Source organism: Roseovarius sp. CH_XMU1461 (genome assembly GCF_037027165.1).
In the GTDB taxonomy this organism is placed as follows: Bacteria; Pseudomonadota; Alphaproteobacteria; order Rhodobacterales; family Rhodobacteraceae; genus Roseovarius; species Roseovarius nubinhibens.
Genome location: NZ_JAYMDV010000001.1, coordinates 511,123 through 535,898, shown reverse-complemented (window position 1 = coordinate 535,898; position 24,776 = coordinate 511,123). Strand labels below are relative to the sequence as shown.

Annotated in this window: 23 protein-coding genes and 1 tRNA gene; 7 read left to right on the top strand and 17 right to left on the bottom strand. The window is 65.2% G+C overall.

The window, feature by feature from the left end; translation table 11 throughout:
* Positions 1-12 precede the first annotated feature (12 nt).
* From WA237_RS02565 to WA237_RS02555, 3 genes are all read right to left on the bottom strand, one after another.
* Complete coding sequence (locus WA237_RS02565) at positions 13-1,056, bottom strand: efflux RND transporter periplasmic adaptor subunit (protein ID WP_336096568.1); 1,044 nt, start codon at positions 1,054-1,056, stop codon at positions 13-15.
* Positions 1,053-1,508 carry a MarR family winged helix-turn-helix transcriptional regulator gene (locus tag WA237_RS02560; protein ID WP_286908063.1) on the bottom strand — a complete coding sequence of 152 codons (456 nt, stop codon included), beginning with the start codon at positions 1,506-1,508 and terminating at the stop codon, positions 1,053-1,055. The genes WA237_RS02565 and WA237_RS02560 overlap by 4 nt, the downstream gene beginning before the upstream one ends.
* 109 nt (positions 1,509-1,617) lie before the next feature.
* Positions 1,618-2,835, bottom strand: a complete 1,218-nt coding sequence (locus WA237_RS02555; protein ID WP_336096567.1) for an MFS transporter — start codon at positions 2,833-2,835, stop codon at positions 1,618-1,620.
* Positions 2,836-2,998: 163 nt separating this feature from the next.
* Between WA237_RS02555 and WA237_RS02550 the strand changes: the two genes are divergently transcribed.
* On the top strand, positions 2,999-3,628 hold the full coding sequence (locus WA237_RS02550) for a DNA-3-methyladenine glycosylase family protein (RefSeq protein WP_336096566.1): 630 nt from the start codon (positions 2,999-3,001) through the stop codon (positions 3,626-3,628).
* Positions 3,625-4,293, top strand: coding sequence for an alpha/beta hydrolase (locus WA237_RS02545; RefSeq protein ID WP_040617850.1), 669 nt, complete (start codon positions 3,625-3,627; stop codon positions 4,291-4,293). The genes WA237_RS02550 and WA237_RS02545 overlap by 4 nt, the downstream gene beginning before the upstream one ends.
* Here the strand turns inward: WA237_RS02545 and dtd are convergent.
* The gene (dtd, locus tag WA237_RS02540) at positions 4,284-4,733 is read right to left on the bottom strand and encodes a D-aminoacyl-tRNA deacylase (RefSeq protein WP_336096565.1); all 450 of its coding nucleotides are present in this window, start codon (positions 4,731-4,733) and stop codon (positions 4,284-4,286) included. The genes WA237_RS02545 and dtd overlap by 10 nt on opposite strands.
* A gap of 161 nt (positions 4,734-4,894) precedes the next feature.
* Between dtd and WA237_RS02535 the strand changes: the two genes are divergently transcribed.
* Positions 4,895-5,392, top strand: a complete 498-nt coding sequence (locus WA237_RS02535; RefSeq protein WP_336096564.1) for a hypothetical protein — start codon at positions 4,895-4,897, stop codon at positions 5,390-5,392.
* 39 nt (positions 5,393-5,431) lie between these two features.
* Here the strand turns inward: WA237_RS02535 and WA237_RS02530 are convergent, their stop codons facing one another.
* On the bottom strand, positions 5,432-5,656 hold the full coding sequence (locus tag WA237_RS02530) for a hypothetical protein (protein ID WP_009812930.1): 225 nt from the start codon (positions 5,654-5,656) through the stop codon (positions 5,432-5,434).
* A 78-nt stretch (positions 5,657-5,734) separates the two neighbouring features.
* On the bottom strand, positions 5,735-7,933 hold the full coding sequence (uvrB, locus tag WA237_RS02525) for an excinuclease ABC subunit UvrB (protein WP_336096563.1): 2,199 nt from the start codon (positions 7,931-7,933) through the stop codon (positions 5,735-5,737).
* Positions 7,934-8,222: 289 nt separating this feature from the next.
* Between uvrB and WA237_RS02520 the strand changes: the two genes are divergently transcribed.
* The 3 genes from WA237_RS02520 (at position 8,223) to WA237_RS02510 (ending at position 11,182) form a co-directional block, all read left to right on the top strand.
* The gene (locus WA237_RS02520) at positions 8,223-9,098 is read left to right on the top strand and encodes a hypothetical protein (protein ID WP_336096562.1); all 876 of its coding nucleotides are present in this window, start codon (positions 8,223-8,225) and stop codon (positions 9,096-9,098) included.
* Positions 9,099-9,482: 384 nt separating this feature from the next.
* A complete protein-coding gene (locus tag WA237_RS02515) occupies positions 9,483-10,403 on the top strand; it encodes a phosphotransferase (RefSeq protein ID WP_336096561.1) in 921 nt (306 codons plus the stop codon).
* Between the two features lie 8 nt (positions 10,404-10,411).
* A complete protein-coding gene (locus WA237_RS02510) occupies positions 10,412-11,182 on the top strand; it encodes a hypothetical protein (protein ID WP_336096560.1) in 771 nt (256 codons plus the stop codon).
* Here the strand turns inward: WA237_RS02510 and WA237_RS02505 are convergent.
* The 3 genes from WA237_RS02505 to WA237_RS02495 all read right to left on the bottom strand — a co-directional run bounded on the left by WA237_RS02505 (position 11,137) and on the right by WA237_RS02495 (position 15,947).
* Positions 11,137-12,507 (bottom strand): oligosaccharide flippase family protein, encoded by a 1,371-nt coding sequence (locus WA237_RS02505; protein WP_336096559.1) that lies wholly within the window; start codon positions 12,505-12,507, stop codon positions 11,137-11,139. The two genes, WA237_RS02510 and WA237_RS02505, sit on opposite strands and share 46 nt — an antisense overlap.
* Positions 12,508-12,644: 137 nt before the next feature.
* A complete protein-coding gene (locus WA237_RS02500) occupies positions 12,645-14,264 on the bottom strand; it encodes an amidohydrolase (RefSeq protein ID WP_336096558.1) in 1,620 nt (539 codons plus the stop codon).
* 84 nt (positions 14,265-14,348) lie between these two features.
* Positions 14,349-15,947 (bottom strand): ABC transporter substrate-binding protein, encoded by a 1,599-nt coding sequence (locus WA237_RS02495; RefSeq protein WP_336096557.1) that lies wholly within the window; start codon positions 15,945-15,947, stop codon positions 14,349-14,351.
* A 146-nt stretch (positions 15,948-16,093) separates the two neighbouring features.
* Between WA237_RS02495 and WA237_RS02490 the strand changes: the two genes are divergently transcribed.
* Positions 16,094-16,870: a helix-turn-helix domain-containing protein gene (locus tag WA237_RS02490; RefSeq protein ID WP_336096556.1), complete on the top strand. Its 777-nt coding sequence runs from the start codon at positions 16,094-16,096 to the stop codon at positions 16,868-16,870.
* A 170-nt stretch (positions 16,871-17,040) separates the two neighbouring features.
* On the opposite strand, the gene WA237_RS02485 is transcribed toward WA237_RS02490, so the two are convergent.
* From WA237_RS02485 to WA237_RS02450, 8 genes are all read right to left on the bottom strand, one after another.
* Positions 17,041-17,116 (bottom strand) — tRNA-Thr (locus WA237_RS02485).
* A gap of 156 nt (positions 17,117-17,272) precedes the next feature.
* The gene (locus WA237_RS02480) at positions 17,273-18,568 is read right to left on the bottom strand and encodes an NAD(P)/FAD-dependent oxidoreductase (protein ID WP_336096555.1); all 1,296 of its coding nucleotides are present in this window, start codon (positions 18,566-18,568) and stop codon (positions 17,273-17,275) included.
* Complete coding sequence (locus WA237_RS02475; RefSeq protein WP_336096554.1) at positions 18,561-19,322, bottom strand: DUF1028 domain-containing protein; 762 nt, start codon at positions 19,320-19,322, stop codon at positions 18,561-18,563. The genes WA237_RS02480 and WA237_RS02475 overlap by 8 nt, the downstream gene beginning before the upstream one ends.
* A 21-nt stretch (positions 19,323-19,343) precedes the next feature.
* Positions 19,344-20,711 carry an amidohydrolase family protein gene (locus WA237_RS02470; RefSeq protein WP_336096553.1) on the bottom strand — a complete coding sequence of 456 codons (1,368 nt, stop codon included), beginning with the start codon at positions 20,709-20,711 and terminating at the stop codon, positions 19,344-19,346.
* Entirely contained in the window at positions 20,708-21,481 is a 774-nt protein-coding gene (locus WA237_RS02465; protein ID WP_009812916.1) for an ABC transporter permease, read from the bottom strand. Before WA237_RS02465 ends, WA237_RS02470 begins: the two co-directional genes overlap by 4 nt.
* A complete protein-coding gene (locus WA237_RS02460; RefSeq protein ID WP_336096552.1) occupies positions 21,481-22,323 on the bottom strand; it encodes an ABC transporter permease in 843 nt (280 codons plus the stop codon). The genes WA237_RS02465 and WA237_RS02460 overlap by 1 nt, the downstream gene beginning before the upstream one ends.
* A 74-nt stretch (positions 22,324-22,397) precedes the next feature.
* On the bottom strand, positions 22,398-23,531 hold the full coding sequence (locus tag WA237_RS02455) for an extracellular solute-binding protein (protein WP_336096551.1): 1,134 nt from the start codon (positions 23,529-23,531) through the stop codon (positions 22,398-22,400).
* Between the two features lie 92 nt (positions 23,532-23,623).
* Positions 23,624-24,715, bottom strand: coding sequence for an ABC transporter ATP-binding protein (locus tag WA237_RS02450; protein ID WP_336096550.1), 1,092 nt, complete (start codon positions 24,713-24,715; stop codon positions 23,624-23,626).
* Between the last annotated feature and the right edge of the window lie 61 nt (positions 24,716-24,776).

Genomic DNA, 24,776 nt, shown 5'->3' with positions numbered 1-24,776 from the left:
GGGCTGCGGTCCTTACTGCGGAAAGCCGGTAAAGCGGCGCACCGCCTGCCCGTCTTCGAGCGCGCTCGCCCCGGCGGCGACGATGATATCGCCGGGTTTGAGCCCCTCGGTCACGCGAAAGCTGCCATCATCGGCGACTTCGATCTCGACGGTGCGGGCGCGGACATGGGCGCCCGCGTCGCTCTCGTCAAAGAGCATCACGGTGATCGAGCCATCGGCGGCGGGCACCAGCGCCGAGCTCGGCACCGGCAGGCCGGTGGCCCGCTGGGCAAGCAGGGCGCGCACGGTCACCGACGAGCCGGGCAGAACCTCGGGGGCGCGGTCCTCGGGAAAGGCCATGGTGACCTTGAAGCTCTGCAGCGATTGCGTGGCATCGGTGGTGAATTCGCGAATTTCGAGCGGGTAGCTGTCCTTATGGCCGAGGAACCGCGCCTCGAGCTGGATGTCCTTGTCATTCCCGGCGCGCTGAAAGAGAATTTCGGGCACTTCGACCTCGACCCGCAGTTCCGACATGTCATGCAGCCGGACCACCGGCGTGCCGGCGGCGACGGTGGTGAAATTGGCCACCAGCCGTTCGGCCACCAGCGCATCAAAGGGCGCGGTGAGCGTGGCATGCGACAGCGCGCGTTCGGCATCGCGCTGGGCCACGGCGGCGAGGCCTTCGGCGGTGCGGGCGTCCTGCTGGGCGGCCTCGCTCACGGTGGCGCGGCTCAGCTGCAGGAGGCGGTTGAGATCGCGGGCGGCCTGTTCGCGGCGCAGACGGGCCTGTTCGACGGCAAGCTCCAGAGGCTCGGGATCGAGCCGCGCGACGAGATCGCCCTTGGCGATGGATTCGCCCTCGATGAGCGGAAACTCGATCAACTGCCCGCCGGTCTGAAAGGCGAGATCGACGGTCTGACGCGCCACCACCCGGCCATAGAATTCGCGGGTCATGCCGGCCTCGGCCGGGGCCACGGTCAGCAGTTTGACGGGCCGGGGCGGGGTGTCGTCACTGGCCATGGCAGGCCCGGTGAGCGCGGTTGCAAAGCAGAGGATGAGAGCAGCAAGACGTGTCAAAACGGCAGTCCTTTCGGCAGGCCCTTGGCCATGATGTGAGAGCGGATTTTCAAAAGAAGATCAGAGAATTGCTGGAGATCAGCCGCATCGAGCCCGGTCTCCTCGCGCAGCGCCAGTTTGAGCATTTCGCCCAGTTCGGCGCGGGTTTCCTCGCCCGTTTCGGTGAGTTCCAGAAGCCAGGCGCGGCGGTCCTTGGGATCGCGGCGGCGTGTCACCAGCCCCTTGGCCTCGAGCCCGTCGGTGAGCGCGGTCATGGTCGAGGGCAGCGCCTGCATGGCGCGGGCAAGATCGCCCATGCGGCGCGGCTGCGACAGCCGGATGAGGGTGAGCCGTTCCTGTTTCGACAGGTCAGGTTTTTCACAGCTCAGCCGGTCATGCAGCGACCAATAGAGCATGACGATGCTCAGCATCACGTTGACGTCTGGGTGGTCGATATCGCTCAGGTCCGGCATTGCGGCTCCGCTCGGAATCAAGGGGTTGGCTGGATATAGTTCATAATTTGAAATATTGGAATGGTGAAATTTATATTGTGCCACGGGCGCGTTTCGGGCGGGGTGGCGCTCAGGCGCGGCGGCCCTGCAGCACCAGCCAGACGAGCGCGCTGCCCGCCAGCATCAGCGCCGGGATCATCGCGAGATTGACCGCGGTCCAGCCGGCCTGCGCGGTGCCGCCCGAGCAGTTCATCAACCCGCCCGAGGCCAGTGACGCGATGGTCACGCCACCGAAAACGAGCAGATCGTTGAGCCCCTGCATGCGGCCCCGCTCATGCGGCTCATGCGCCCCGGCGAGCATCGAGGTGGCACCGATAAAGCCGAAGTTCCAGCCGAGCCCCAGAAGGACCAGCGCGAGAAAGAAGTTTTCAATCTCAACGCCTTGCAACGCGACGACGCCTGCGCCTGCGAGAATGACGAGCCCCAGCCCCATGATCTTTTCCACGCCGAAGCGGGCGATCAGATGGCCGGTGAAGAAGGAGGGCGCGAACATCGCGAGCACATGGCCGGTGACCACATCGGCGGCGCGATCCTGGCTAAAGCCACAGCCCACGACCGCAAGCGGCGTCGAGGTCATCACAAGGTTCATCAACGCATAGGAGACCATGGCGCAGATCACCGCCACGGCGATGCGCGGGGTGGTCAAAAGCTCCCACCGGCTGCGGCCACGGGGGGCGTCGGCGGCGGGGACGGGCGGGCGCGGAATGTCGAGAAAGAGAAACAGGAGCGCGCCGAAGAGGTTGATCGCGATGATCGCGGCATAGGTGCCGAGGAAGGGGATAACCACCGCCTGGCTCGTCACCTTGACCAGTTGCGGACCGATCACCGCGCTCGCCAGCCCACCGGCCAGCACATAGGAGATGGCCTTGGGGCGGAAGGCATCGCTGGCGGTATCGGCAGCGGCAAAACGGTAAAACCCCTGTGCCGACATATAGATGCCGGAGATCAGGCTGCCCATGAGGAACCAGAAAAACGACGCCTGATAGAGCCCGTAGGCCGCCACCGCGGCGCCGAGCGCACCGGCGAGCGTGCCGAGCATAAAGCCTACCCGACGGCCATATTTCTGCATGATCGACGACAGTGGGCTTGCCGCCAGCATCGAGCCGAGCACGATCAGTGAAATCGGCAGCGTGGCAAAGCAGACATTGGAGGCGAGCGACTGCCCGGCGAGCCCTGCCACCACGAACATCATCGCCATCTGCGCGCCGAGAATGGCCTGTGCCAGCACCAAAACGGTGACGTTGCGGCGGGTGCGGGCGTCCGTCTGAGGGAGGGGCATATCTGTCATGGGCGAAGTGCTACGCCCGTTTCTTGGGGTCCGCAAGGGCGTGGGATGTCGCATCCTGTGGGCGTTTGCCGCGCTGCTGGTGCGCGGTGGTCGCAAATATGTGCCGGGGCGATTTACCATTGCGCGCCCCCGCCCTAGTGTGCCCGCGCAAGGAGGCCGCGTCATGACGGAACGCATCATCGAAACCCTCGCCGATGTCGAGGAGGGCGCCGAGGCGCTGGCGGCGCTCTGCCCGCGACTGGGGGCGGCGCGGGCGCTCTGTGGCGATCTGCCGTTGCGGCGCAAGCCCGAAGGCTTTGCCGAATTGCTGAGCGCCATTGTCAGCCAGCAGGTCTCGGTCGCCTCGGCCAATGCGATCCGGGGGCGGGTGGCGGCGGCGGGGCTGACCACGCCGGAGGCGGTGACGCAAGCCACGGAAGAGAGCCTGCGCGAATTGGGTCTTAGCCGTCAAAAAGTACGCTATGCCAAGGCTTTGGCGGCGGCTGGCATCGATTTCGACGGGCTGCGCGAGATGCCCTCGGAGGCGGTGATCGCGCGGCTCACAGAGGTCGCGGGGATCGGCCGCTGGACCGCGGAAATCTATGCGATGTTCAGCCTCGGACGGGCTGATGTCTTTGCCCATAATGACCTCGCGCTGCAAGAGGCGGCGCGGGTGCTCTATGGGCTCGAGATGCGTCCGAAAGAGCGGCAGATGCGCGAGATGGCGCAGGCCTGGAGCCCTTGGAGATCGGTTGCCGCGCGTCTTCTTTGGGCCTACTACAGGGTTGAAAAGCAACGGGAAGGGATCAGATGACACGGGTTTTGGAAGCGGGGCGCCGGGCGCCGGTCTCGGGCGAGACACGATCTGCGGTGGTGTTCCTGCATGGCTATGGTGCCAATGGCGCGGACCTTCTCGGCATTGCCGATGTGCTGGGCGAGCATATGCCCGACACGCTGTTCGTGGCCCCGGATGCGCCGGAGACGATCCCGATGATGCCGTCGGGGCTGCAGTGGTTTCCGATCCCGTGGATTGATGGGTCGTCCGAGGAAGAGGCCGAGCGCGGTCTCTTGGCGGCGGCGCAGGATCTCGATGCATTTCTCGATGCGTTGATGGTGGATGAGGATTTGCTGCCCGAGCAGGTGCTGCTGTTCGGGTTCAGCCAGGGCACGATGATGTCGCTGCATGTGGCGCCGCGGCGAGAGGATCCGATTGCCGGGATCGTGGCCTTTTCGGGCCGGTTGCTGCGGCCGGAGCTGCTGGCCGATGAGGCGGTGACGCGGCCTCCGGTGCTGCTCATCCATGGCGATGCCGATGACGTGGTGCCGGTGCAATCTCTGCCCGAGGCGGCCGAGGCGCTGCAGGGCGCGGGCTGGAAGGACGTCTATGCCCATGTCATGAAAGGCACCGCCCATGGCATTGCGCAGGATGGGCTTCAGGTGGCCCTGGCCTTCATGCGGGATCGGCTCGGCTACGCCTGATTTTCCGTATTGATCCAGATGGTTACGGGTCCGTCATTGACGAGGCTCACAGCCATGTCAGCGCCGAATTCGCCGGTCTCGGTGGGGATGCCGAGCCGGCTGAGCTCGGTGGCAAACCCTTCATAGAGCGCGCGGCCCTCGTCGGGGCGGGCGGCGGTGGAGAAACCGGGGCGGTTGCCGCTGCGGGTGTCGGCGGCGAGGGTGAACTGGCTCACCACCAGGGCGCTGCCGCCGATGTCGAGGAGCGAGCGGTTCATCTTGCCTTGATCATCCTTGAAAATCCGCAGCTTGGAGATCTTGGCGGCGAGCTTGGCGGCGGTGGTTTTATCTTCGCCCTGCATGGCGCAGACGAGGATCAAAAGCCCGGGGCCGCAGCGGCCGATGAGGCGGTCATCGACGCTCACCGAGGCCTCGGTCACACGTTGCAGAAGGGCGCGCATCGGGGGCTCCTGTGGTGGTTGAGCGGGCAGGAGTAGGGCGAAAATGCCATGTCGGCAAGTCGTCGGTATTACGACGGTAAAGCGACAGTGCGTCTTGTGCCCCTTCGCCGGATCGGGAAAACATGCCCGGGAGCGGTTTGGACGAGGAAGGACGGACAGGCATGATCAGCCCAGAGGCCATTGCATGGATCGTTTTCCTGCTGCTCGCGGCGCTGGTGCTGTGGCAGGGCTGGCGGCTCTTTGCGGCGCGGTCCATAGCGGCGCGCCGGTCGATCATCATCGATGGGTCGAATGTGATGTTCTGGGACGGTGGCACGCCGCGCGCCGAGACGGTGCGGGCGGTGATCGAGACGCTGGGCCGGGAAGGCTATCACTCGGTGATCTGGTTTGACGCGAACGCGGGGTACAAGCTCTTTGGCCGTTACGCCGGGCCGCGCGATCTGGCGCCCTATCTGGGGGTGCCGCCGCGGCAGGTCTTTATCGCGCCCAAGGGGGTGCCGGCCGATCCTCTGGTGCTCGAGGCGGCGCGGAAGCTGCGCGCGCGGGTGGTCAGCAATGATCGGTTCCGCGACTGGCGCGAGAGCTTTCCAGAGCTGGGCGATGCGCGGCGGCTGGTGCGCGGGGCGACGCGGGGCGGCGATGTGCGGTTGCGGCTCTGAAGTGGGGAAATCTTGAAAAGATTTCCTGTCGCAGTCTTTTCAAGACTGCGGTGGGTCGGTGAGAAATCGGACCGGCGCGCGGTTGCAGAAAATGACGAATTGACCGCCGTTCTCCGCCACCTGATAGCCCCGCCGGTGAATTTCGGCCCAGAACAATCCCATGCCCGCAAACCGTTCCACATCCCGCGCCTTGCGCCGGATCACGCCGCCCTCTTGCACGGCTTTGGAGGCGAAGAGATCGCGCAGCCAATTCTCTGGTGTCAAAGGCGAGTTCCGGTTTTGCATTCCCGCAGCATGGCGCGGGCGTGGTTAAACGACGGTTAACGCGCGCGCGGCCCGGCGTTATCGCCCTTTCCGTTTCACATTGCCGCCGCGCTGGCCGGGGCGGCCACCGGTGGAACGGCCACGCGCGCCTTTGGCGGCCTCGCCCGCCGCCTCGATGGCGGATTGCCGGGCGAGCGGGTCGTCGGCCACGGCGAGATCGACCGCCTCCAGGCGCTTGACCTCGTCGCGCAGGCGCGCGGCCTCTTCGAATTCGAGGTTCTCGGCGGCCTTGCGCATGTCGGCGCGCAGCCCTTCGAGCACGGTTTCGAGATTGCCGCCATGCAGGGATTTGTCGATCGTGGCGGTGACGCGGGATTGATCGGTGTCGCCCTTGTAGAGCCCGGCGAGAATGTCCTCGACGTTCTTCTTGACCGTGGCCGGGGTGATGCCGTGTTCCTCGTTATAGGCGATCTGTTTGGCGCGGCGGCGCTCGGTCTCGCCCATGGCGCGTTCCATCGAGCCGGTGATGCGGTCGGCATACATGATCACCCGGCCATCGGCGTTGCGGGCGGCGCGGCCGATGGTCTGAATGAGCGAGGTTTCCGAGCGCAGGAACCCCTCCTTGTCGGCGTCGAGAATGGCCACCAGCCCACATTCGGGAATGTCGAGCCCCTCGCGCAGCAGGTTGATCCCGATCAGCACGTCAAAGGCCCCGAGCCGCAGGTCGCGCAGGATCTCGATCCGTTCGATCGTGTCGATGTCGGAATGCATGTAGCGCACGCGAATGCCCTGTTCATGCATATATTCGGTGAGATCCTCGGCCATGCGTTTGGTCAGCGTGGTGCAGAGCGTGCGATAGCCCGCCGCCGAGACCCGGCGCACCTCGTCGAGCAGGTCATCGACCTGGGTCTCTACCGGGCGGATTTCGATCTGGGGATCGAGGAGCCCGGTGGGGCGGATCACCTGTTCGGTAAAGACGCCGCCGGTCTGTTCGAGCTCCCACGCCGCCGGGGTGGCCGAGACAAAGACCGATTGCGGCCGCATCGCATCCCATTCCTCGAATTTGAGCGGGCGGTTGTCCATGCAGGACGGCAGGCGAAAGCCATGTTCGGCGAGGGTGAATTTGCGCCGATAGTCGCCCCGGTACATGCCGCCGATCTGCGGCACGCTCACATGGCTTTCATCCGCGAAAACGATGGCATTGTCGGGGATGAATTCGAAAAGCGTGGGGGGCGGCTCGCCCGGGGCGCGGCCAGTGAGATAGCGCGAATAGTTCTCGATCCCGTTGCAGACGCCGGTCGCCTCGAGCATTTCGAGATCGAAATTGCAGCGCTGTTCGAGCCGCTGCGCCTCGAGCAATTTGCCCTCGCCGACGAGCTGATCGAGCCGCTGGCGCAGCTCTTTCTTGATGCCGATGATGGCCTGCTGCATCGTCGGCTTCGGCGTCACATAGTGGCTGTTGGCATAGACGCGGATCTGATCGAACGTGTCGGTCTTTTCGCCGGTGAGCGGGTCAAACTCGGTGATCGCCTCGAGCTCTTCGCCGAAAAAACTCAGCTTCCAGGCGCGGTCATCAAGGTGGGCGGGCCAGATTTCGAGACTGTCGCCGCGCACCCGGAACGAGCCGCGCTGAAACCCGTGGTCATTGCGGCGGTATTGCTGGGCCACGAGATCGGCGATGACCTTGCGTTGATCATAGTCGGAGCCGACCTTGAGATCCTGGGTCATCGCGCCATAGGTTTCGACGCTACCGATGCCGTAGATGCACGAGACAGAGGCCACGATGATCACGTCATCGCGTTCCAGAAGCGCGCGGGTGGCCGAGTGGCGCATCCGGTCGATCTGTTCGTTGATCTGGCTTTCCTTCTCGATGAAGGTGTCGGAGCGTGGCACATAGGCCTCGGGTTGGTAGTAGTCGTAGTAGCTGACGAAATATTCGACGGCGTTGTTGGGAAAGAAGCCCTTGAATTCGCCGTAGAGCTGCGCCGCGAGGGTCTTGTTCGGGGCGAGGATGATGGCGGGGCGCTGGGTTTCCTCGATCACCTTGGCCATGGTGAAGGTCTTGCCGGTGCCGGTCGCGCCCAGCAGTACCTGATCGCGCTCGCCCTCGGTCACGCCTTGGGTCAGCTCGGCGATGGCGGTGGGCTGATCGCCGGCGGCGGAAAACTCGGTCACCATTTCGAACCGCTTGCCGCCCTCGAGCTTGGGCCGCGCCTTCACATCCGGCGCGGGGGCGTGCATCATCGGCTGCGAGCCGTCGGAATGGGCATAGGGCATAAGGGATTCCTTTGTCTGGACCCAGAATGTGATGTTTTTCCGCCGAGCTTCAAGCGCCGAGGGGCGGGGCGGGGGCTCTGCGCGGTGCTGCTGACCGGAATTGTCAGGGGTTTGCGCGGTGAAACGACCCGAAACACGCCGCGGGCCGGTCCTTTTTTGGCCTTGATCGAGGGCTAGTCATGGGCGACATCACAGCAGACGGTGCCACGCGCCCGCTTCGGGCGGGCCACAGGGATCGCGCGAGGCAGGCCAGACGGGCCAAGGCCAGAACGGCCAAGGTAGGAGACATATGCAGGTCATCATTCACGCCGGTGCGCATAAGACGGACGACGACAAGCTGGTGAAATGCCTGATGGGCAATGAGCCGATCCTGTCGGAGCTGGGAACAGCCGTGCCGCATCCCAACAGCTATCGCAAATTGCTGCGCGATCTTCTCAATGAGGGGCTGCAGTCCGGGCTGCCGGCGGACACGCGGGCGCGGGTGCTCGAAAAGATGCGGGTGCCGGAGGGGACAGAGCGGCTTATCCTCAGCAATCACGGGTTTTTCGGCACCCCGCGCATGGCGGTGAATTCGGGGCTGTTCTACCCGGCGGCGGTGGCGCGGCTGCGGCTGTTTCAAGAGATTTTCCATTTCGACGATGTCGAGCTTTTCCTCGCGTTGCGCGATCCCGGTGGGCTGTTGCCGGCGCTGGCGCATGAGGCGCGGGCGCATAGCGTGTCGGAATATATCGGCGGTGGCGAGCCCCGGGATATCCTGTGGTCCGACATGCTCTCGCGGATCAGCCGCGAGGTGCCGGATCTGCCGGTGACGGTCTGGTGCAACGAGGATACGCCGCTCATCTGGGGCGAGGTGCTGCGCGAGATGGCCGGGGTCGACGCGACCTTGCGGCTCGATGGCGAGTTCTACCTGCTGCATGAGATCATGAGCGGCGCCGGGATGAAGCGGTTCCTCGCCTATGTCGATCAGCACCCCGACATGAGCGAGGTGCAGCGGCGCCGGGTCATCGTGGCCTTTCTCGACAAGTTCGCGAAGGAAGAGGCGCTTGACGAAGAGCTCGATCTGCCGGGCTGGACCGACAGCATGATCGAGGATCTGTCGGTGATCTATGACGAGGATTGCGAAGCCATCGGCCATATCCCCGGCGTGACGATGATCACGCCCTAAGCCGGGGCTGGGATCACCTTGATATTTCCGGGAAAAATGCGCCGGAACGCAGTGTCACAGAACCGATACAATTGAAAATAGCGCGGCAGTCTAGTACCCTGAGACACCTCCGGTTGCGAGGGTCGTCAGGATTTGCACGCTTTTTCAGGCAGTTCGGGCGAAATCTACCTGTTTGAGTGCGTGTTGTTCCGTCGCGTTTTGGGGCGGGCCCTGTGATCCGAGCGCTGTATCGCCTCCGCAAGGTGTATACACAGCCTTCATGACAGGGCCGTGACACTCTGCGCGGCCTGGCCTCTGGGCCGCCACACCGCAAGAGCACCTGTTTGATTTGAGTATGGCCGCGTCTGCCAGTGAAAATTATTTTGGCTTAGGAGCTTCGCGCTCATGATCGACCCTGTATCCCTTGCCGATCTGACCTGTCGGCTGCAACGCGCGCCCGCGTTTTCCGACCCGGTTGGCGCGGTGGGGGCGGTGTTGTCGGATGTGGTCGCGGCCCCCGAAGAGGCGGCGGATGCGACGTCGAAACTGGCGGTGGCCACGCCCGAGGGGACGTCGGTGTTCGTTACGGTGTCCGGCGATGGCAATCCCGATCTGGTGGCGCGCGGGGTGCGTAAGCTCACCAAGATCCGGCGCAAGCTCTCGGATCGCTATGCCGAACCGATTGTCGAGCCGCTGGAGACGGGCGAGTTCGAAGGCCGGTCTTTCGCGATCTGGCCGATGCTTGGCCAGCTGCCGCAAGGCCGGTTGTCGCGCTATCTCACCAAGCGGGGGTTGCGCGTCAAGGTGATGGACTGGCTGTCGGGGATGCTGGTCGAGACCAAGGTCCCGGCGGGCGCGCAGGAACAGAGCCGTATTGCCGCCAATCTGGCGCGGCTGAGCGAAGATGCCGCCCATTCGGACCTTTTGCGCCGGGCGGCGGATGTGGCGGGCGAGCGTTTGGCGACGGGGCGCTGGGCGCCGGTCAATTGTGCGCAGCATTCCGATTTGTGGATGGGCAATGTGATGATGTCGGGGCCCTCCGCAGCGATGCCTTTCGGGGTCATCGACTGGGCCGGGGCGCGATCGGCGGGCTATCCGTTCTTTGATCTCTGCCGCTTTGCGATCAGCAGCAACGCGCCCTCCAAGCTCGTCGACGAGCATATCGCGCGGCAGCTGCGCGTGTTGCATGGCGAGCGGGCCGATGTGACCTCTTATGTGCTCTGCGCCTTGGGCGAGATGCAAAGCGATCTCGAACATTTCCCGGAAGAGATGTTTCGCGCCATGGCGGAAGAAACCACAGTGTTTGCCCGGCAATTTTCGCAGTAAAGAGCCGTATGTCTGAGCGATCTGCCTTGAAATCTGGCTCCGGCCTGTCCGATCCCGCCCCGGGAGGGCGCGGGACGCGTCCGCTGTTCCGTCCCGTGGTTCTCGAGGTGAACCCGCATCGGGTAGAGCTGCACACGCTCGAGCCGCATTTGCCCTGGGTCGTGTGGTCGGCGCAGAACCTGCCGCAGCCGGTCTATCGGCATGGGGTGCTGCGGCTCAAATATCTCTTGGGGCGGCGCGGGGTCTATCGCGGCACTTGGGATCTGCGGGCGCGGCCCTTTGAGCAGCGCGAGGAATACCGGCTCGTCGCGGATCTCTATCAGAGCCTGCCGGAGTATCGGCGCTCGCGCTGGTATCAGCAGGGGCTCGAGGTGATCGGCGCGGGCGGGGTGTTCACCCACAAGACCGAAGCGGCGCGGGATGTGGCGCAGCTCGACGCGCTATTTGAGGGCTATCTCGTTGATCTGCTCGAGACCATGGCGCGCGAGGGCTATCGTCAACGGCCGGGGGCGGATTTGCCGGAGGCGATGATCGGGCGCGATGGCACGCTGATCAAGACGGCGCATGGCACGCATCGGCTGGCCTCGGCCAAGGCCGCCGGGGCTTCGGGGCTGTTTCCGCTGCGGGTGATCGGGGTGCATCGCCGCTGGCTCGCCGCGCTGCCCGATGGTGGCAGCGAGGCGGCGGTTGCCGCGGCGCTTTCAGAGATCGAGGCGCGCTATCGCGAAGAGGCTCAGCCGGTGGCGCCGAGGCGGATCAACTCGGCAATCCCGTCCTGATGTAGCCAGAGCGCGGTGCCGCCCAGACCGAGCATCGCCAGCAGGAACACCAGATCATGCAGCCGGTCCCAAGCGCCATGCGCCCGGGCGAGCCAGATGATCGCGGGCAGGGTCAGCAGATGCGCCGCCCCCTGTCCGGCAATGGCGCCGGCGATGCCGAACGTGGCGATGCCCGCCAGGCTCAGCGCCAGCATCAGCACCGCCTTGATCGCCACCACCACGAAGAATTGCCGCGAGTTGCCCTGCGCCAGCGCCACCTGATCATAGGTGAGCCCGATGGCGAGCGGCATCTGGGCACAGGCCACCAGCACGAGGATCACCCCCGAGACCGCATAGCGCGGATCGTAGAGGATGTCGGTGATCACCGGGCCAAGGAGGGCCAGCCCGGTGAGCAGGAGGAACATGCCGCCGGTCACGCCAAAGCGCAGCTTGCGGATGCGGGCAAAGTTTTCGCGTGACGCACCGGGGGGCTGTTCGCGGTAGAGCGGGATGAGCACCTTGCGCGTCACCTTTTCGATGAGCATCACCGGAAAGCTCGCGAGGAAAAAGCCGATGGTGTAGAGGCCGAGCGCCTCGGCGCTGAGAAACTTGCCCAGCACGATCTTGTCGCCCTGGGCCACGACAAAGCCGCAGATCGTGCTCAGGAAGATCCATTTGCCGAAGGAGACGATTTTCGCCGCCGCCGCCCGGTTGAGGCGGAGCCGGTTGCGATGGCCGGGCAGGCCGAAATGCATCGCGGCGAGAAGGACGAGCGTGTTGGCGAGGCTGCCATAGACCAGCGCCCAGACGCTCTGCATCTGCCAGGCGAGGAGGATCATCAGGCTGAGCCCTATGGCCTGGCTCGCCACTTGCAGCGCGGTGAGCTGTTTCACCCGCAGGTGCCGGTGGGCGGTGGCGACGCGGGTCGGCATCAGCCCGGCGACCACCAGTTCGAGCCCGGCGATGGGCAGGATCTGCGCCAAGAGCGGTTCGTTGAAAAAGCCCGCGACCGGCAGGGCCATGACGCAGGCAAAGACCCAAAGCATCACGCCGCGCCCGACCTGAAGCGTCCAGGCGGTGTCGAGATAGATGGGATCGTCGCCCTTGTCGTCCTTTTGGATCCACGGGCGCAGGCCGATGTCGGAGAACATCTTCATCCCGACAATGAAGACGCTGACCAGCGCCATCAGGCCGAAAGCCTCGGGAAAGAGCAGCCGGGTCAGGATCAGGTTGCCGGCGAGCCGCAGGCCCTGGGCGCCAAGGATGCCCATGGCGATAAAGCCCGAGCCGCGCAGCACGCGGTCGATGATCGTTCTCTGGCCGTGGCCCCCGTTCCGCGATGTCACGCGCCGTTGCTCCCCTCTTGCCGCGCCGGTGGCACGGCCCCCAATCCGCGCCTTACACCGGCGCGTTCCTTCTCACCTAGCAAATGCCCGGCCAGATTGCATCGGTGGATTTCACCGGCGGGGGGTGGATCAGGGGCTCAGTCGCGGATAAACACCGTGTCGCCGCGGCGCACGGTGCGACAGACCCGCATCTGGTCGAGCGCCTCGGGATGGTCGAGAGGGTTGCGGTCGAGCACGGCGAAATCGGCCAGTTTGCCGACCCGGATCGAGCCGCGGTTGTCCTCCTCGAAGACCTGCCAGGCGGCGTCGATGGTCTGGGCGCGCAGGGCCTCATAGGCGCTGATCTTTTCCGTCTCACCCAGAAGCTGCCCGGAGGCGGTGCGCCGGTTCACCGCGCAATGGGCGAGATGCAGCGGCCGCGTCGGGGTCACGGCGGCGTCATTGTGGATCGTGTAGCGCAGCCCGTGCCGGGCGGCGGAGGCGGCGGGCGAGATGCGCTGTGCCCGGTCGGGGCCGAGGAACGTGTCGAGATGCCGGTCGCCCCAGAAATGGATATGGGCGGAGAAGAAGCTGATGGTGACGCCAAGCGCCGCACAGCGTGCGAATTGGTCGTCGCGCATCACCTGACCATGGATGATCGTGTGGCGGTGGTCGTCGCGGGGCAGGGCGTCCTGGGCTGCGGCGACCGCATCGAGGAACATGTCGGAGGCGGCATCGCCATTGCAGTGGCAATGGATCTGAAACCCCATTCGGTGCAGTTTCTCGACCTCTGAGAAGAGGTGCTCGCGGGTGATATAGCTCATGCCGCTGGGGGCCTCGGGGTGGGCCGGGCGATGGTAGGGCAGGCTCAGATAGGCGGTCTGGAGCTGAAACGCGCCATCGGTAAAGAGCTTGCGCGGGCCGAGGGTGAAATAGGGCGTGTCGGGCCAGTCGAGCGCGTCCGGGCCTTGGCTCAGCGCCGGTTCCTCGGCGCTGATGGGCAGCAGCAGGATGTCGATGCCGGGATCGCGCCCGTTGGGCAGGCTGGCGAAATGGTCGATCATGTCGCGCGTCGCGCAGGCGTTCTGGGCATAGGTGACGCCATGGCTCAGATATTCATCGCGGCAGGCGTCGAAGCCTTGCCAGAACCGGTCGCGGTCGATGAGGAAATCGGTGTCGCCCATGCGCCCCATGGCCGAGAGCCCTTCGATCAGCCCGGTCAGCCGCCCGGTCTCGGCGTCGCGGCCATAGCGGCCGCCGGTCGGGTCGGGCGTGTCGCGGGTGACGCCATGTTCGGCCAGCGCGCGGGAATTGGCGACGCCATTGTGGCCGGAGGTGTGCAGGACCCAGACCGGGTGGCGCGTCGAGACGCCGTCAAGCTCGTCCCGGGTCGGCATCCGGCCCTCGGCGAGGGCGGTGTGGTCGAAATTCACCGCCATGATCCATTGCCCCTCGGGCGTCTCGGCCGCCTTGGCGCGGAGCCGGTCGAGGGCGGTGGCGATGTCGCGGCAATCGCCGCGCGGCGGGGCGGCGAGATCGACGCGGAAGAGCGCGACAAAACCGGGGTCGGGGAAATGCCCGTGCGGGTCGAGAAAGGCAGGGATCATCGTGCGCCCGGCGAGGTCGATCATCTCGGTGCCCTCGGGCAGCTCGGCGCGCAGCGCGGCTTCTGATCCGGTTGCGGCAATGCGGTCGTCCTTGGTCAGAACGGCGCCCACCTCGGGGCTGTCGGTCTCCATCGTCAGGATGGGACCGTTGAAATAGAATTTATATGTCATGGCATCCGGTCAGCTCTGGTTGGAAATGCGGTGCCCCCGCCCCGGTCCGAGAAAGGGACAGGGGCGGGGACAGGAGCTTTGGCGTCAGACCATCCACCAGCGGTCGAGAATGCGCCGCCCGTCAAAGCCGCGCACCCAGGAGAGATCGCCATGGGCGATATTTGCGGTGCGGGCGTGGATGTCATTGGCGAACATCGGGGTGATCGAGCCGCCTCGGTCGCGCAGGATCACCTGCATGTCGCGGTACATCTCGGCCCGCAGCCCTTCGTCGAGCTCGGCCCGGGCGGTGACCATCAGCTCGTTGAACGGTGGGTCATCCCATTGCGTGTCATTCCAGGCGGCCTCGGCGGCGAAGCCGGTGGCGAACATCGTGTCTTCGGTGGCGTAGCCGCCCCAATAGCTCGCGACCCAAGGCTTTTTCTGCCAGACATCGGCCCAATAGCCGTCATTGGCCTCGCGCGCGACATTGATGTTGATGCCTGCCGCCTTGGCCGAGGCCTGATAGAGCACCGCCGCATCGAGCGCCCCGGCAAAGGCCGCGTCGGCCGCGCTCAGGTTGAGCGCCGCATTGCCCAGCCCGGATTTCTCCATGTGGAACTTGGCCTTGTCGGGATCATAGCTGAGCTGTTCGATATCGCTGGCGTGATAGCGGTAGGAGGGCCCGATCGGGTGGTCATTGCCCACCACCCCATGGCCGAACAGCACCTTTTCCACCAGCTCTTCGCGGTTGAGCGCATATTTGAGCGCCAGCCGCAGATCGGGATTGTCATAGGGCGCGGTCCGGGTGAGCATCGGGAAGGTGTAATGCAGCGGGCCAACGCCCTCTTCGACGATCATATCCGGGCGACGGGCAAGCAGCGACACGGTCTTGGGTTCGATCTTGTCGATGCAATCGACCTCGCCGGTGATCAGCGCATTGGTCCGCGCCGCCGGATCGGTGATCGACATGAGCGAGACCGTGTCGGCAAAGGCCGAGTTGTCGCCGTTCCAGTAATTCGGGTTGCGTTCGAATTCATAGATCTGGCCGGGCTTTTCGGTCTTGAGGATATAGCCGCCGGTGCCGCCCGCGCGCCAATCGATGCTGTTGTCCTTGGCCGGGTAGATGCCAAAGATCGCATCGCCGAAATTAAAGGGGAAGTCGGCATTGCCTGCCGAAAGCTCGATCACCACGACCTGTGGCCCGTCGGCGCGGATATCGACGACCGTGTCCAGCAGCGGCTTGCCCACCGATTTCGACGCCTCGCCGCGGTGGTAGTTGATCGAGGCGATGACGTCTTCGGCCTCCATCGTCTTGCCATTGTGAAAGACCACCCCCTCGCGCAGCTTGAAGGTCCAGATGCGGGCATCGGGCGAGGTGCTCCATTCGGTGGCCAGCCCACCGACCAGTTCGCCGCTGGGCGCAAGCTCGGTCAGGGTGTTGGTGATGCCATAGGCCGCCGTCCATTGCAGCCCGTTGAGCAAGGTGGCCGGGTCGAGCGTGTCGGAGGTGGCGCCATGGCCCATCGCCAGCCGCATATGGCCGCCCCGTTTGGGGGTGGCGGCCATGGCCTGGCTATAGAGGCCCTGACCGACGCTCAGCGCCACGCCAAGCGCCGCGCTGCGGCCGAGGAAGGCCCGCCGCGACAAACGCCCCTTGCGCAGTTCCGCAACGAGCCAGTCGGTCTCTGTTCTGTGGTGGGTCACGATATCATTCTCCTGTCGGAAGCGTTTTGACGATTCTTTATTGGGGCCAAGGATCGAAGCCGCGGTTGATTCTAGAAACTTCGCGGGTTTTAGTGGATGTACGCGTTTTGCTGTAAACCCGCGTCAGACTGCGAAGGTTTTGCCCCATGACGGAAGATTTTTCTCGCAACCTGCGGAGCCTCTGCGCCGATCGCGGCAGCATTGCCCAAGTGTGCCGGGACATCGGGCTCAACCGGCAGCAGTTCAACCGCTACCTCAGCGGGGCGGGCATGCCGGCGGCCCATAACCTGCGCCGGATCGCCCGCTATTTCCGCAGCACCGAGGCCGAGCTCATGGCGCCGCATGACGAGTTCGAGCGCCGCCGCAAGACCGACCGCGTGGCGCGCCATGCCGGGCCGCTCGATCTCTTTGCCGAGGCGTTTCAAACCGGCTCCAGCGAGATGCGCCGCTATCTCGGCTGGTATCATTCGCATATCACCTCGCCGTCCTGGGAAGGCTACATCCTGCGCGGGCTGAGCTGCATCTACGAGCGCGACGGCTATGTTCTCGTCCGGTCGCTCGAGCGGGCCACATCGCGCGATGGCACTATCGTGCATCGCGCCCGGTATGATGGCGTGGTGACCCGGCGCGGCGGGCGGATCTATGTCCTCGAACAGGAGGCGAGAAGCGAGGCCAGTGTCGATGAGACCATCCTCATGCCGTCGCCCCGGCAGAAGGTGAACTATCTGCAAGGCATCACGATGGGCGTGGCGACGCGCCCCTATCTGCTGCCCTATGCGTCGCGGTCGATCTGGAAGAAGCTCGGCGCGCAGGTGCCCGCGCGCGAGGCGCTCGGCGCTTGCGGCGTGCTGCCCTTCAACAGCCGCAAGATCGACCCGACGATCCGCAGCTACCTGAGCACCGAGACGCTGACGGTGTCTTGAGGGGGGGGTGGGTTCGGATCTCGGCCTTCTTGGACGTGGCACACGCCGCCTTGACGTATACCCAATCGAATGGATCGCGATGTATGGCGGTCGCGAGGATAGCGAGTTCGCCACCGGTCTGAGGTGAGCCCCTTGCAGGCCGCAGCACAGCAGAGATTATCTATAATAAATGGTGCCCCCACACGGACTCGAACCGCGGACCTACTGATTACAAATCAGTTGCTCTACCAGCTGAGCTATAGGGGCCTCGATGGTGTGGCGCAGGGTGTGCGCTGGCATCGAAGCGCCGGGATCGGGGGCCGCGGGGCGGGTCGACTCGGCGCTGGTGGTCAGCCGTTTACCCGGCTTCGCGCGTGAGGACAAGATCGGAGTTTGGCCACGGGGCGGCTTGGCCCCACGGGTCTAGTCCCGGCGCAGGTCGCGGGCGTCGAGATGGTTGTACCAGCGGGTCAGAAGCTGGGCGCCGAGGCCCGAGAGCGGTTTGTAGGGCACGGTCGGAAAGCCGAGATCGTCAAAGGCGGTGTCGGCCTCGGGCTGGCCGAGGATCTTGCGGGCGAGTTTCATGCCGAAATAGACACTGCGCGTCACGCCAGAGCCGCAATAGCCCCCGGCGAGCCAGACGCCGTCATAGCGGCCAAGATGCGGGCTGTGATCCGGCGTATAGGCGACGGAGCCGGACCAGACATGGCTGAAGCCCACGTCCGCGAGCTGGGGAAAGACGCGGGTGACAGCGGTGGCAAAGGCGCGGCGCTGGGTCTCGACGGGGCCGCCGGGCCGGCCGAGGCGACCGCCAAAGATGAACCGCTCGCCGTCGGGGCTTGGCCGATACCACATGAAGATGCGGCCGCTTTCGCCGAGCATCCGCCCCTTGGGGGTGAGCGCGCGCATCACCTCGGCCCCGAGCGGCTCGGTGGCCACGGCGGCGGTGCGGATCTGCACGACGCGGCGGTGCATGGCGCGGGTCGCGCCATCGGCATAGGCGTTGGTGGCCATCACCACCTCGCGCGCCACGGTTTTGCCCTGCGGCGTGGTGAGCGTGGTCGCGTCGCCCTCAGGACGCAGCCCGGTTACCGGGCAGTGGCAGTGGATCGCGACGCCGGCGGCCTGCGCCTTTTGCGCCAGCCCCAGCAGCAGTTTGCGCGGGTGCACGCCGCCATCGCGGTGATAGACGACGCCGCCGCGATAGGCGGCACTGCCGATTTCGCGGTGCTGCTCTGCCTCGGGGATCATCTCGTAGGGCAGGCCGAGATGCCGCGCGAGCCAGTCGCATTCGCGCCCCGTTGCCTCGTAATCGGCGCGAGTGCGGGCGCCGCGAAACCGGCCGCGCATCTGCAGATCGCAGTCAAGCCCCTCGTCGGCGACGAACCCTTCGAAATACTCCAGCGCGCGCAACCCTTCGCCCATGATGTCGAGGGTTTTCGCCGCGCCATAGCGGGCGGTGAGCCCGGCGACGCCGAGCTTGTGAAAGCTCGGGCCGACCATGCCGCCGTTGCGCGACGAACAGCCCGCGCCAAGACCGCCGGCCTCAAAGAGCGTGACCTGCCGCCCCGCCCGCGCCAGATGCAGCGCGGTGGCCAGCCCGGTATAGCCCGCGCCGATCACCGCCACATCGGTGCGGGCAGGCAGCGGCAGGGCGGGCGTCTCGGGCGCGGTCACATGGTCCCAATAGACGCTCTCGTCAGGGCGCAGGTCAGTCACGCAGCACCCATCTGTCGCGATGCCGCGCGGTCGGGAACCGCGCCTCGAGGCCAAGCTCGTTGATCCGTTCGATGCTCGCATCAAAGAGGCTGCGCATCACCGGCAGGCCTTCGGGGGCGAGCGCCACCTGGCGCAGGATGTCGGCCCGGTCGGCATAGGCATCGACCAGAACGCGCAGATCCTCCACGGCGGTGGCCTCCGAGATGTCGATGCGCAGGTCTTGCGCGTCGATCCCATGTTCGCCAGTGACCCGGAGCGCGGCCGAGCGCAGCGGGCCGATGATCTCGCCGCCCGCGTGGCGCCCGGCCTCCAGCGCCCGCATGAGCCGTTCGCCCAAAGGCAGATCGGGATCGGCGGCAAAGGCGTCGGCCATGGCGCGGGTCACCTGATCATTGTCGAGGATATTGCCCAGCGCGAGACAGTTTTCGCCGGTGTGATGGGTGTAGATCGAATACATCCGCCGCCCGTGATAGACGGCGGTCTGGCCCTTGGCGTCGAGCGCGCCGATCTGCCGCCATTCGATATCCTTGGAGGAGGCACAGACCTCGGTCACCGTGTCCTTGGCGGATTTGCCCTGCGCCAGAAGCGAGATGCCGAGATCGCCGAGACGGCTGTCGGTGCGGTGCTGCGACAGCATCGCGCCCTTGCCATGCACGAGCCGGACACAGCGCCCGCCCACCGCCAGATCAGATGTGGTGATGGCCGCGCCAAAGGCGCCGGTGCGGGTGCAACGTCCGATGATGGAAAAGGTCACTTGCGGTCTCCTGAAAGAAGGTCAGACGGGGTCGGTGGCGGGCAGGGGCACATGGCGGTCCTCGGTGTCGAACCGCTGCCACATGGCGTCGGTGGCCTCCTGCGCCTCGGTGATGGCGGCGCGTTCGTCGATCGTGGTGAGCACCCGGTCGCGCATCAGGAAGCGGCCGTCGACCATCGTGTCGGTGACCACGCCGGGATGGCCGTAATGCACGAGGTTCGACAGCGCCGAGACACGCGGCGCCATGGCCGGGGTCATCAGGTCGAACATCGCCAGATCGGCCTTTTTGCCGACGGCAATCTCGCCGATGCCGGGATGGTCGAGCGCCTCTGCCGCGTTACGGGTGACATAGTTGAAGACCTGCTGCGGCCCGGGGCTCACCGATCGCGTATAAGCGCCGCGATGCAGGGTCTGGGCCAGTTTCATGGCGTGGAACATGTCTTCGGTCATGTTGTCGGTGCCGAGCACGATCTTGACCCCGTGATCGAGGATCGCCCGCATCGGCAGCGGATGCGGCCCCTTGGCCGACATCGACGCCGGACAATGGCCAAGCCAGGTGCCGGTCTCGGCCAGCCGCGCCACGTCGCTCTCGTTGCAGAAGGTCCAGTGGATCGCGATGAGATCGTCGCCGAGGAAGTCATTCTGATCGAGATATTCGGTGGAGGTGCAGCCATGCAGCGCCTCGACCTGTTCCTTTTCGCTGATGATCTGGCTCAGATGGACGGTGCGGCGCAGCCCGTGTTGCCGCGCCAGCGCCTTGAGCTGGCCGAGCATCCAGGGGCTGCAATTGTCGGGGCCATGGGCCGCGATCATCACCCGCACCCGGTCGTCTTCGCTGCCGTGGAACCGCTCGATGAGCGCTTCGGTCCGGTCGAGGAAAGTCTGACCAAAGTCGCGGTCAAAACGATAGCGGCCCCGGCCGACCTCGGTGGTCACCGCGTCGGCACAGCTCTCGGCGAGCCAGAGCCGCAGGCCGGTCTCGATCATCGCGGGGGCGTAATCGGCGACATGGCGCAGCGGGTCGACCATGGTCGTGGTGCCGGACCGGATCGCCTCGGCACAGGCGAGCCGGGCAATCGCCGCCCGTTCGCGCGGCTCGAGCAGATAGGAGGCGGGCACCATATACTGATAGACAAGGTTCCCCTCGATATCCTCGACCGTGCCGCGCAGCACCAAGAGCACAGCATGGGTGTGGGAATTGATCAGCCCCGGCGAGACGAGCTTGTCCGACATGTCGATCGGCTCGAAACTGTCGAACTCGGTGCCGTCGAGCGTCTCGGGCAGGGCGACGATCTGGCTGCCCTCGATGGCGATATGGCCGGCGGTGACTTCGGGCAGGCCCGAGGCATGGGTGATATAGCGGGCGTTTTTCAGCAGCAGGCGGGTCATGATCTGCGCAGGGCTCCGAACAGGGTGGCGAGAAGGGTGAGAAGAACCAAGAGCGTGGCCACCGCCGCGATGGTCGGGTCGATATTGTCCTGAATGCCTTCCCAGATCATCTTGGGCAGGGTCTGCACCCGGCGCACGGTGATGAAGAGCACGCCGACGATCTCGTCAAAGCTGACGATGAAGGCAAAGATAAAGCCGCTCAGGATGCCGGGTTTGATGGCCGGCACGATCACCGCCCGCACCGTCTGCAGCACCGAGGCCCCGAGGCTGCGCGCGGCGCGCGGGATGTTGCGGTCGAGATTGGTGAGCGAGGCAAAGACCGAGATCGACACATAGGGCAGGGCCAGCAACGTATGGGCGAGGATCACGCCGAAATGCGTGTCGATCAGTCCGAGCACCACCCAGAAGCGGTAAAAGCCCAGCGCCTGCACCACCGGCGGCACGAGGATCGGCGTGATGAGCACCCAGCGGGCGACCATCGCGGCGCGGTCCGACAGGAACCAGCAGCCGATGGCAAAGGCGGTGCCGAGCACGGTGGCGCAGCTCGCCACCACCAGCCCGACCCAGATGCTCGTCCAGGTCGCGCCGAGCCAATCGCCGTCGGAGAAGTAATTGGCGTAATGCTGCAGCGACAGCGCCTCCTTGGGCAGGCCGATATAGCTCGTATCGGTGAGCGAGATCGGGATCACCACGAGGATGGGCAGCACCAGAAAGGCGATGATCAACCAGGCACCGGTCTGAAAGAAGATCTGAAAGGTCGAACGGGCCATTATTTCCGATCCAGCAATGTGGCACGCAGGTTCACAAAGCGCGCGGCGACAAGAAGGACGAGGGCGGTGGCGACCAAGAGCGCCACAGACAGCGCCGAGCCGAGCCCCCAGTTGAGGAATTCCTGAATCTGGTAGGTGATATATTCCGAGATCATCAGAACACGGCCACCCCCGAGCAGCGCGGGCGTCACGTAGAAGCCCAGCGACAGCACAAAGACCAACAGCGCGCCGGACATCACGCCGGGCATGGTCTGCGGGAAATAGACATTGCGAAAGGCGTACCATTCGCTGGCCCCGAGGCTGCGGGCGGCCTGCACATAGGCGCCGGAAATGCCGCGCATATTGGTCAGCATCGGCAGCACCGCAAAGGGCAGCATGACATGGATCATGGCGATCACCACGCCAAACTCATTATGCATGAGCTTGAGCGGCGTATCGATCAGCCCGGCATCGCGCAGCGCATCATTGACGATGCCCGACCGGCCCAGAAGGACGATCCAGCTGAACGAGCGGATCAGCACCGAGACCCAGAACGGCAAGATCACCAGCGCCACCATCAAAGGCGTCAGCCGCGAGGCGTAATTGCTGATCGCATAGGCCACGATATAGCCGAGCAGAAGACAGCCCACAGTGGTCACCGCCGCCACCCGGAAGGTGATGATGAAACTGGTCTGCACGGCGCTCGACGCGGCCATTTTCTCGAAATTGCCAAAGCCCGTCACCGGCTCGGTAAAGGCGATTTTCCAGATGCCCAGAACCGGCACGATGTAGAAGATCACCATGATCGCAAGCGCGGGCAGGACGAGCATCCAATAGCTGAATTTTTCGGTGACGCGGGGCATGTCGGCTCCTGGCAGGTCGGGAGGGGACCGGGGCCAGAGCGGCCCCGATCCAAGAGGGATGTCCGTGAGTGGTCTTAGTTGATCAGCGCATCCACATAGAGCTCTTCCGCCGAGACCTGGTTCTTGGCGTACCATTCATCCTTGTAGAGGATCTGGGTCGCGAGGTTCTCGGGGCTCGACGGGTTGAAGGGCGCAAGCTCTGGCGGCACCATGGCGGCGGCCTCCGGGTTGATCGGGCCCGAGCCGATCTTCTTGAGCCATTCGACCTGCAGTTCCGGTTTCTGGCCATGGGCGATGAATTTCATCACCTCGTCGCTGCCCGCCGGGTTGTCCTTCGGCACGACCCAGATGCCGGGGGCGATGACACCGCCCTTAAAGCTCACGTCAAAGCTGCCTTCGGGCATCTGATCCTTGAGCAGATGGGCGCGGGTCGACCAGATATTGCCGATGGCGACCTCTTCTTGCAGGAAGAGGTTCTGGCTGTCGCTGCCCGAGCCCCAGACGATGATATTCTCGCGCAGCTCGCGGAATTTGGCGATCGAGGCCTTGATGCCATCCTCGGTGCCGAGCGCGTCATAGACCTCGGCGAGCGGCACGCCACGCGCCTGTGTCGCGCTTTCGAGCATGCCGCGCACGGATTTGCGGAAGGTGCGCATGCCGGGGAAATCCTTGACGTTCCAGACGTCTTCCCAGGTCTGAGGAACATTCCCGCCAAGCATCTTGGGGTTGGTCGCCAGCACGTAGGAATAGACGTAATTGCCGACGCCATTGTTATAGGCGGTGCCTTCGAGCACCTTGTTCTTGTCGACGATGGAATAGTCGATGGGCTGGGTCACGCCCTGCTGTTCGAGGATGATGGCCGAGCCGGCGCCGCTGTCGCAGAGGTCCCAGACCACCGCGCCGCTGTCGACCATGGCGCGGATCTTGCCCGCCGAGGGGCCAGAGCCGTCGACCGTGACCGGGATGCCGGTCTCGGCGGTGTAGGTGTCGCAGAGCACTTCTTGCAGCACGTCCTTGGCCGTGCCGCCCCAGTTCACCACGATGATCTCCTTGGCCTGGGCCGTGGCCCGCGAGCCGAGCGCCGGCAGGATGCCGAGCGCGCCCATCGCCGCGATGAACCCGCGCCGGGTCAGGCGGCCTTGTTTGTAGCGTTCGACCGCGATCTCCGCGATGTCGCGCTTGGCTTCGAAATCGGTTGTCTCTGTCATGTCTTGTCTCCTTGTTGGATCAGTGCGGGACGGTGATCTCTTGTCACCTTGTGGGTAATGTCATGCGCCCGGCGAGCGGGGGGCAGGGCGTCTCAGGCGGCCGTCTCCGGGGCCGCATCCGGGGCGAGCACGACGCCCGCGTCGCGGTCCCAGCCGATGCTCACGGCGAGGCCGGGGGCGGGGGTGATGTCGGTTTTCCAGGTCGGGCGCGAGACCAGCAATTCGCCAAGCCCGGGATGGGTCACGATGACCTGACAGCGCTCGCCGAGATAACTCACCTGCTTGACCGTGGCGGGCAGGATTTCCTCGCCCGGTGCCGCAAGGCGGAGCCGTTCGGGCCGCAGCGCGATGCGCACCGCGGCGCCCGTGGCGTGATCGGTGTCGGTCTCGACCTCGAAGCCGGCCCCGGCGGCAGAGCAGCGCAGCACCTGCCCGTCGCGGGCCTCGATCTGGGCCTCGATGAAGTTGGATTTGCCGAGGAAATCGGCCACGAAACTGTTGTGCGGCCGGTTGTAGAGCGTGTCGGGCGCGCCCTGCTGCTGGATCGCGCCATCCTTGAGGATCACGATCCGGTCCGACATCGACAGCGCTTCGTCCTGATCATGGGTGACATAGATGAAGGTCACGCCAAGCTGATCATGCAGCGCCTTCAGCTCCCATTGCAGATCGGCGCGCAGCTTCTTGTCGAGCGCCGAGAGCGGCTCGTCCAGAAGCAACACCTGCGGCTGAAACGACATGGCGCGGGCCAGCGCGATCCGCTGTTGCTGACCGCCCGAAAGCTGGGTCGGCAGGCGGTCGGCAAAGGCCCCCATCTGCACCAGATCGAGCGCGTCCTGCACCCGTTCGGCAATCTCGGCGGCGGGGCGTTTGCGCACCTTGAGCGGAAAGGCCACATTTTCGCGCACGGTCATCGTCGGAAACAGCGCATAGCCCTGAAACACCATGCCAAAGCCGCGCCGTTCCGGCGGCTCGCTGGTGATGTCCTCGTCGCGCAGGCGCAGCTGTCCGTTATCGAGTTGAATGAACCCGGCAATCGCGCTCAGCAGCGTCGTCTTGCCCGAGCCCGACGGCCCCAACAGCGTCAGAAACTCGCCCTCCGCCACATCGAGGCTCACATCGTCCAGCGCATTGACCGCGCCATAGCGTTTCACCGCATTGGTGATGGAAAGAATGGGAGAGGTCATGATGAGCAAACTGTCCGTATCTGTTGCGAGGCGGCGCTGGGCGCCCGGATCGTTGCCACAT

Bases quoted from the DNA above. Each gene is read 5' to 3' on its own strand.
- WA237_RS02560 (WP_286908063.1), bottom strand. From the start codon at position 1,508: ATGCCGGACCTGAGCGATATCGACCACCCAGACGTCAACGTGATGCTG.
- WA237_RS02555 (WP_336096567.1), bottom strand. From the start codon at position 2,835: ATGACAGATATGCCCCTCCCTCAGACGGACGCCCGCACCCGCCGCAAC.
- WA237_RS02550 (WP_336096566.1), top strand. From the start codon at position 2,999: ATGACGGAACGCATCATCGAAACCCTCGCCGATGTCGAGGAGGGCGCC.
- WA237_RS02545 (WP_040617850.1), top strand. From the start codon at position 3,625: ATGACACGGGTTTTGGAAGCGGGGCGCCGGGCGCCGGTCTCGGGCGAG.
- dtd (WP_336096565.1), bottom strand. From the start codon at position 4,733: ATGCGCGCCCTTCTGCAACGTGTGACCGAGGCCTCGGTGAGCGTCGAT.
- WA237_RS02535 (WP_336096564.1), top strand. From the start codon at position 4,895: ATGATCAGCCCAGAGGCCATTGCATGGATCGTTTTCCTGCTGCTCGCG.
- uvrB (WP_336096563.1), bottom strand. From the start codon at position 7,933: ATGCCCTATGCCCATTCCGACGGCTCGCAGCCGATGATGCACGCCCCC.
- WA237_RS02520 (WP_336096562.1), top strand. From the start codon at position 8,223: ATGCAGGTCATCATTCACGCCGGTGCGCATAAGACGGACGACGACAAG.
- WA237_RS02515 (WP_336096561.1), top strand. From the start codon at position 9,483: ATGATCGACCCTGTATCCCTTGCCGATCTGACCTGTCGGCTGCAACGC.
- WA237_RS02510 (WP_336096560.1), top strand. From the start codon at position 10,412: ATGTCTGAGCGATCTGCCTTGAAATCTGGCTCCGGCCTGTCCGATCCC.
- WA237_RS02500 (WP_336096558.1), bottom strand. From the start codon at position 14,264: ATGACATATAAATTCTATTTCAACGGTCCCATCCTGACGATGGAGACC.
- WA237_RS02490 (WP_336096556.1), top strand. From the start codon at position 16,094: ATGACGGAAGATTTTTCTCGCAACCTGCGGAGCCTCTGCGCCGATCGC.
- WA237_RS02470 (WP_336096553.1), bottom strand. From the start codon at position 20,711: ATGACCCGCCTGCTGCTGAAAAACGCCCGCTATATCACCCATGCCTCG.
- WA237_RS02465 (WP_009812916.1), bottom strand. From the start codon at position 21,481: ATGGCCCGTTCGACCTTTCAGATCTTCTTTCAGACCGGTGCCTGGTTG.
- WA237_RS02460 (WP_336096552.1), bottom strand. From the start codon at position 22,323: ATGCCCCGCGTCACCGAAAAATTCAGCTATTGGATGCTCGTCCTGCCC.
- WA237_RS02455 (WP_336096551.1), bottom strand. From the start codon at position 23,531: ATGACAGAGACAACCGATTTCGAAGCCAAGCGCGACATCGCGGAGATC.
- WA237_RS02450 (WP_336096550.1), bottom strand. From the start codon at position 24,715: ATGACCTCTCCCATTCTTTCCATCACCAATGCGGTGAAACGCTATGGC.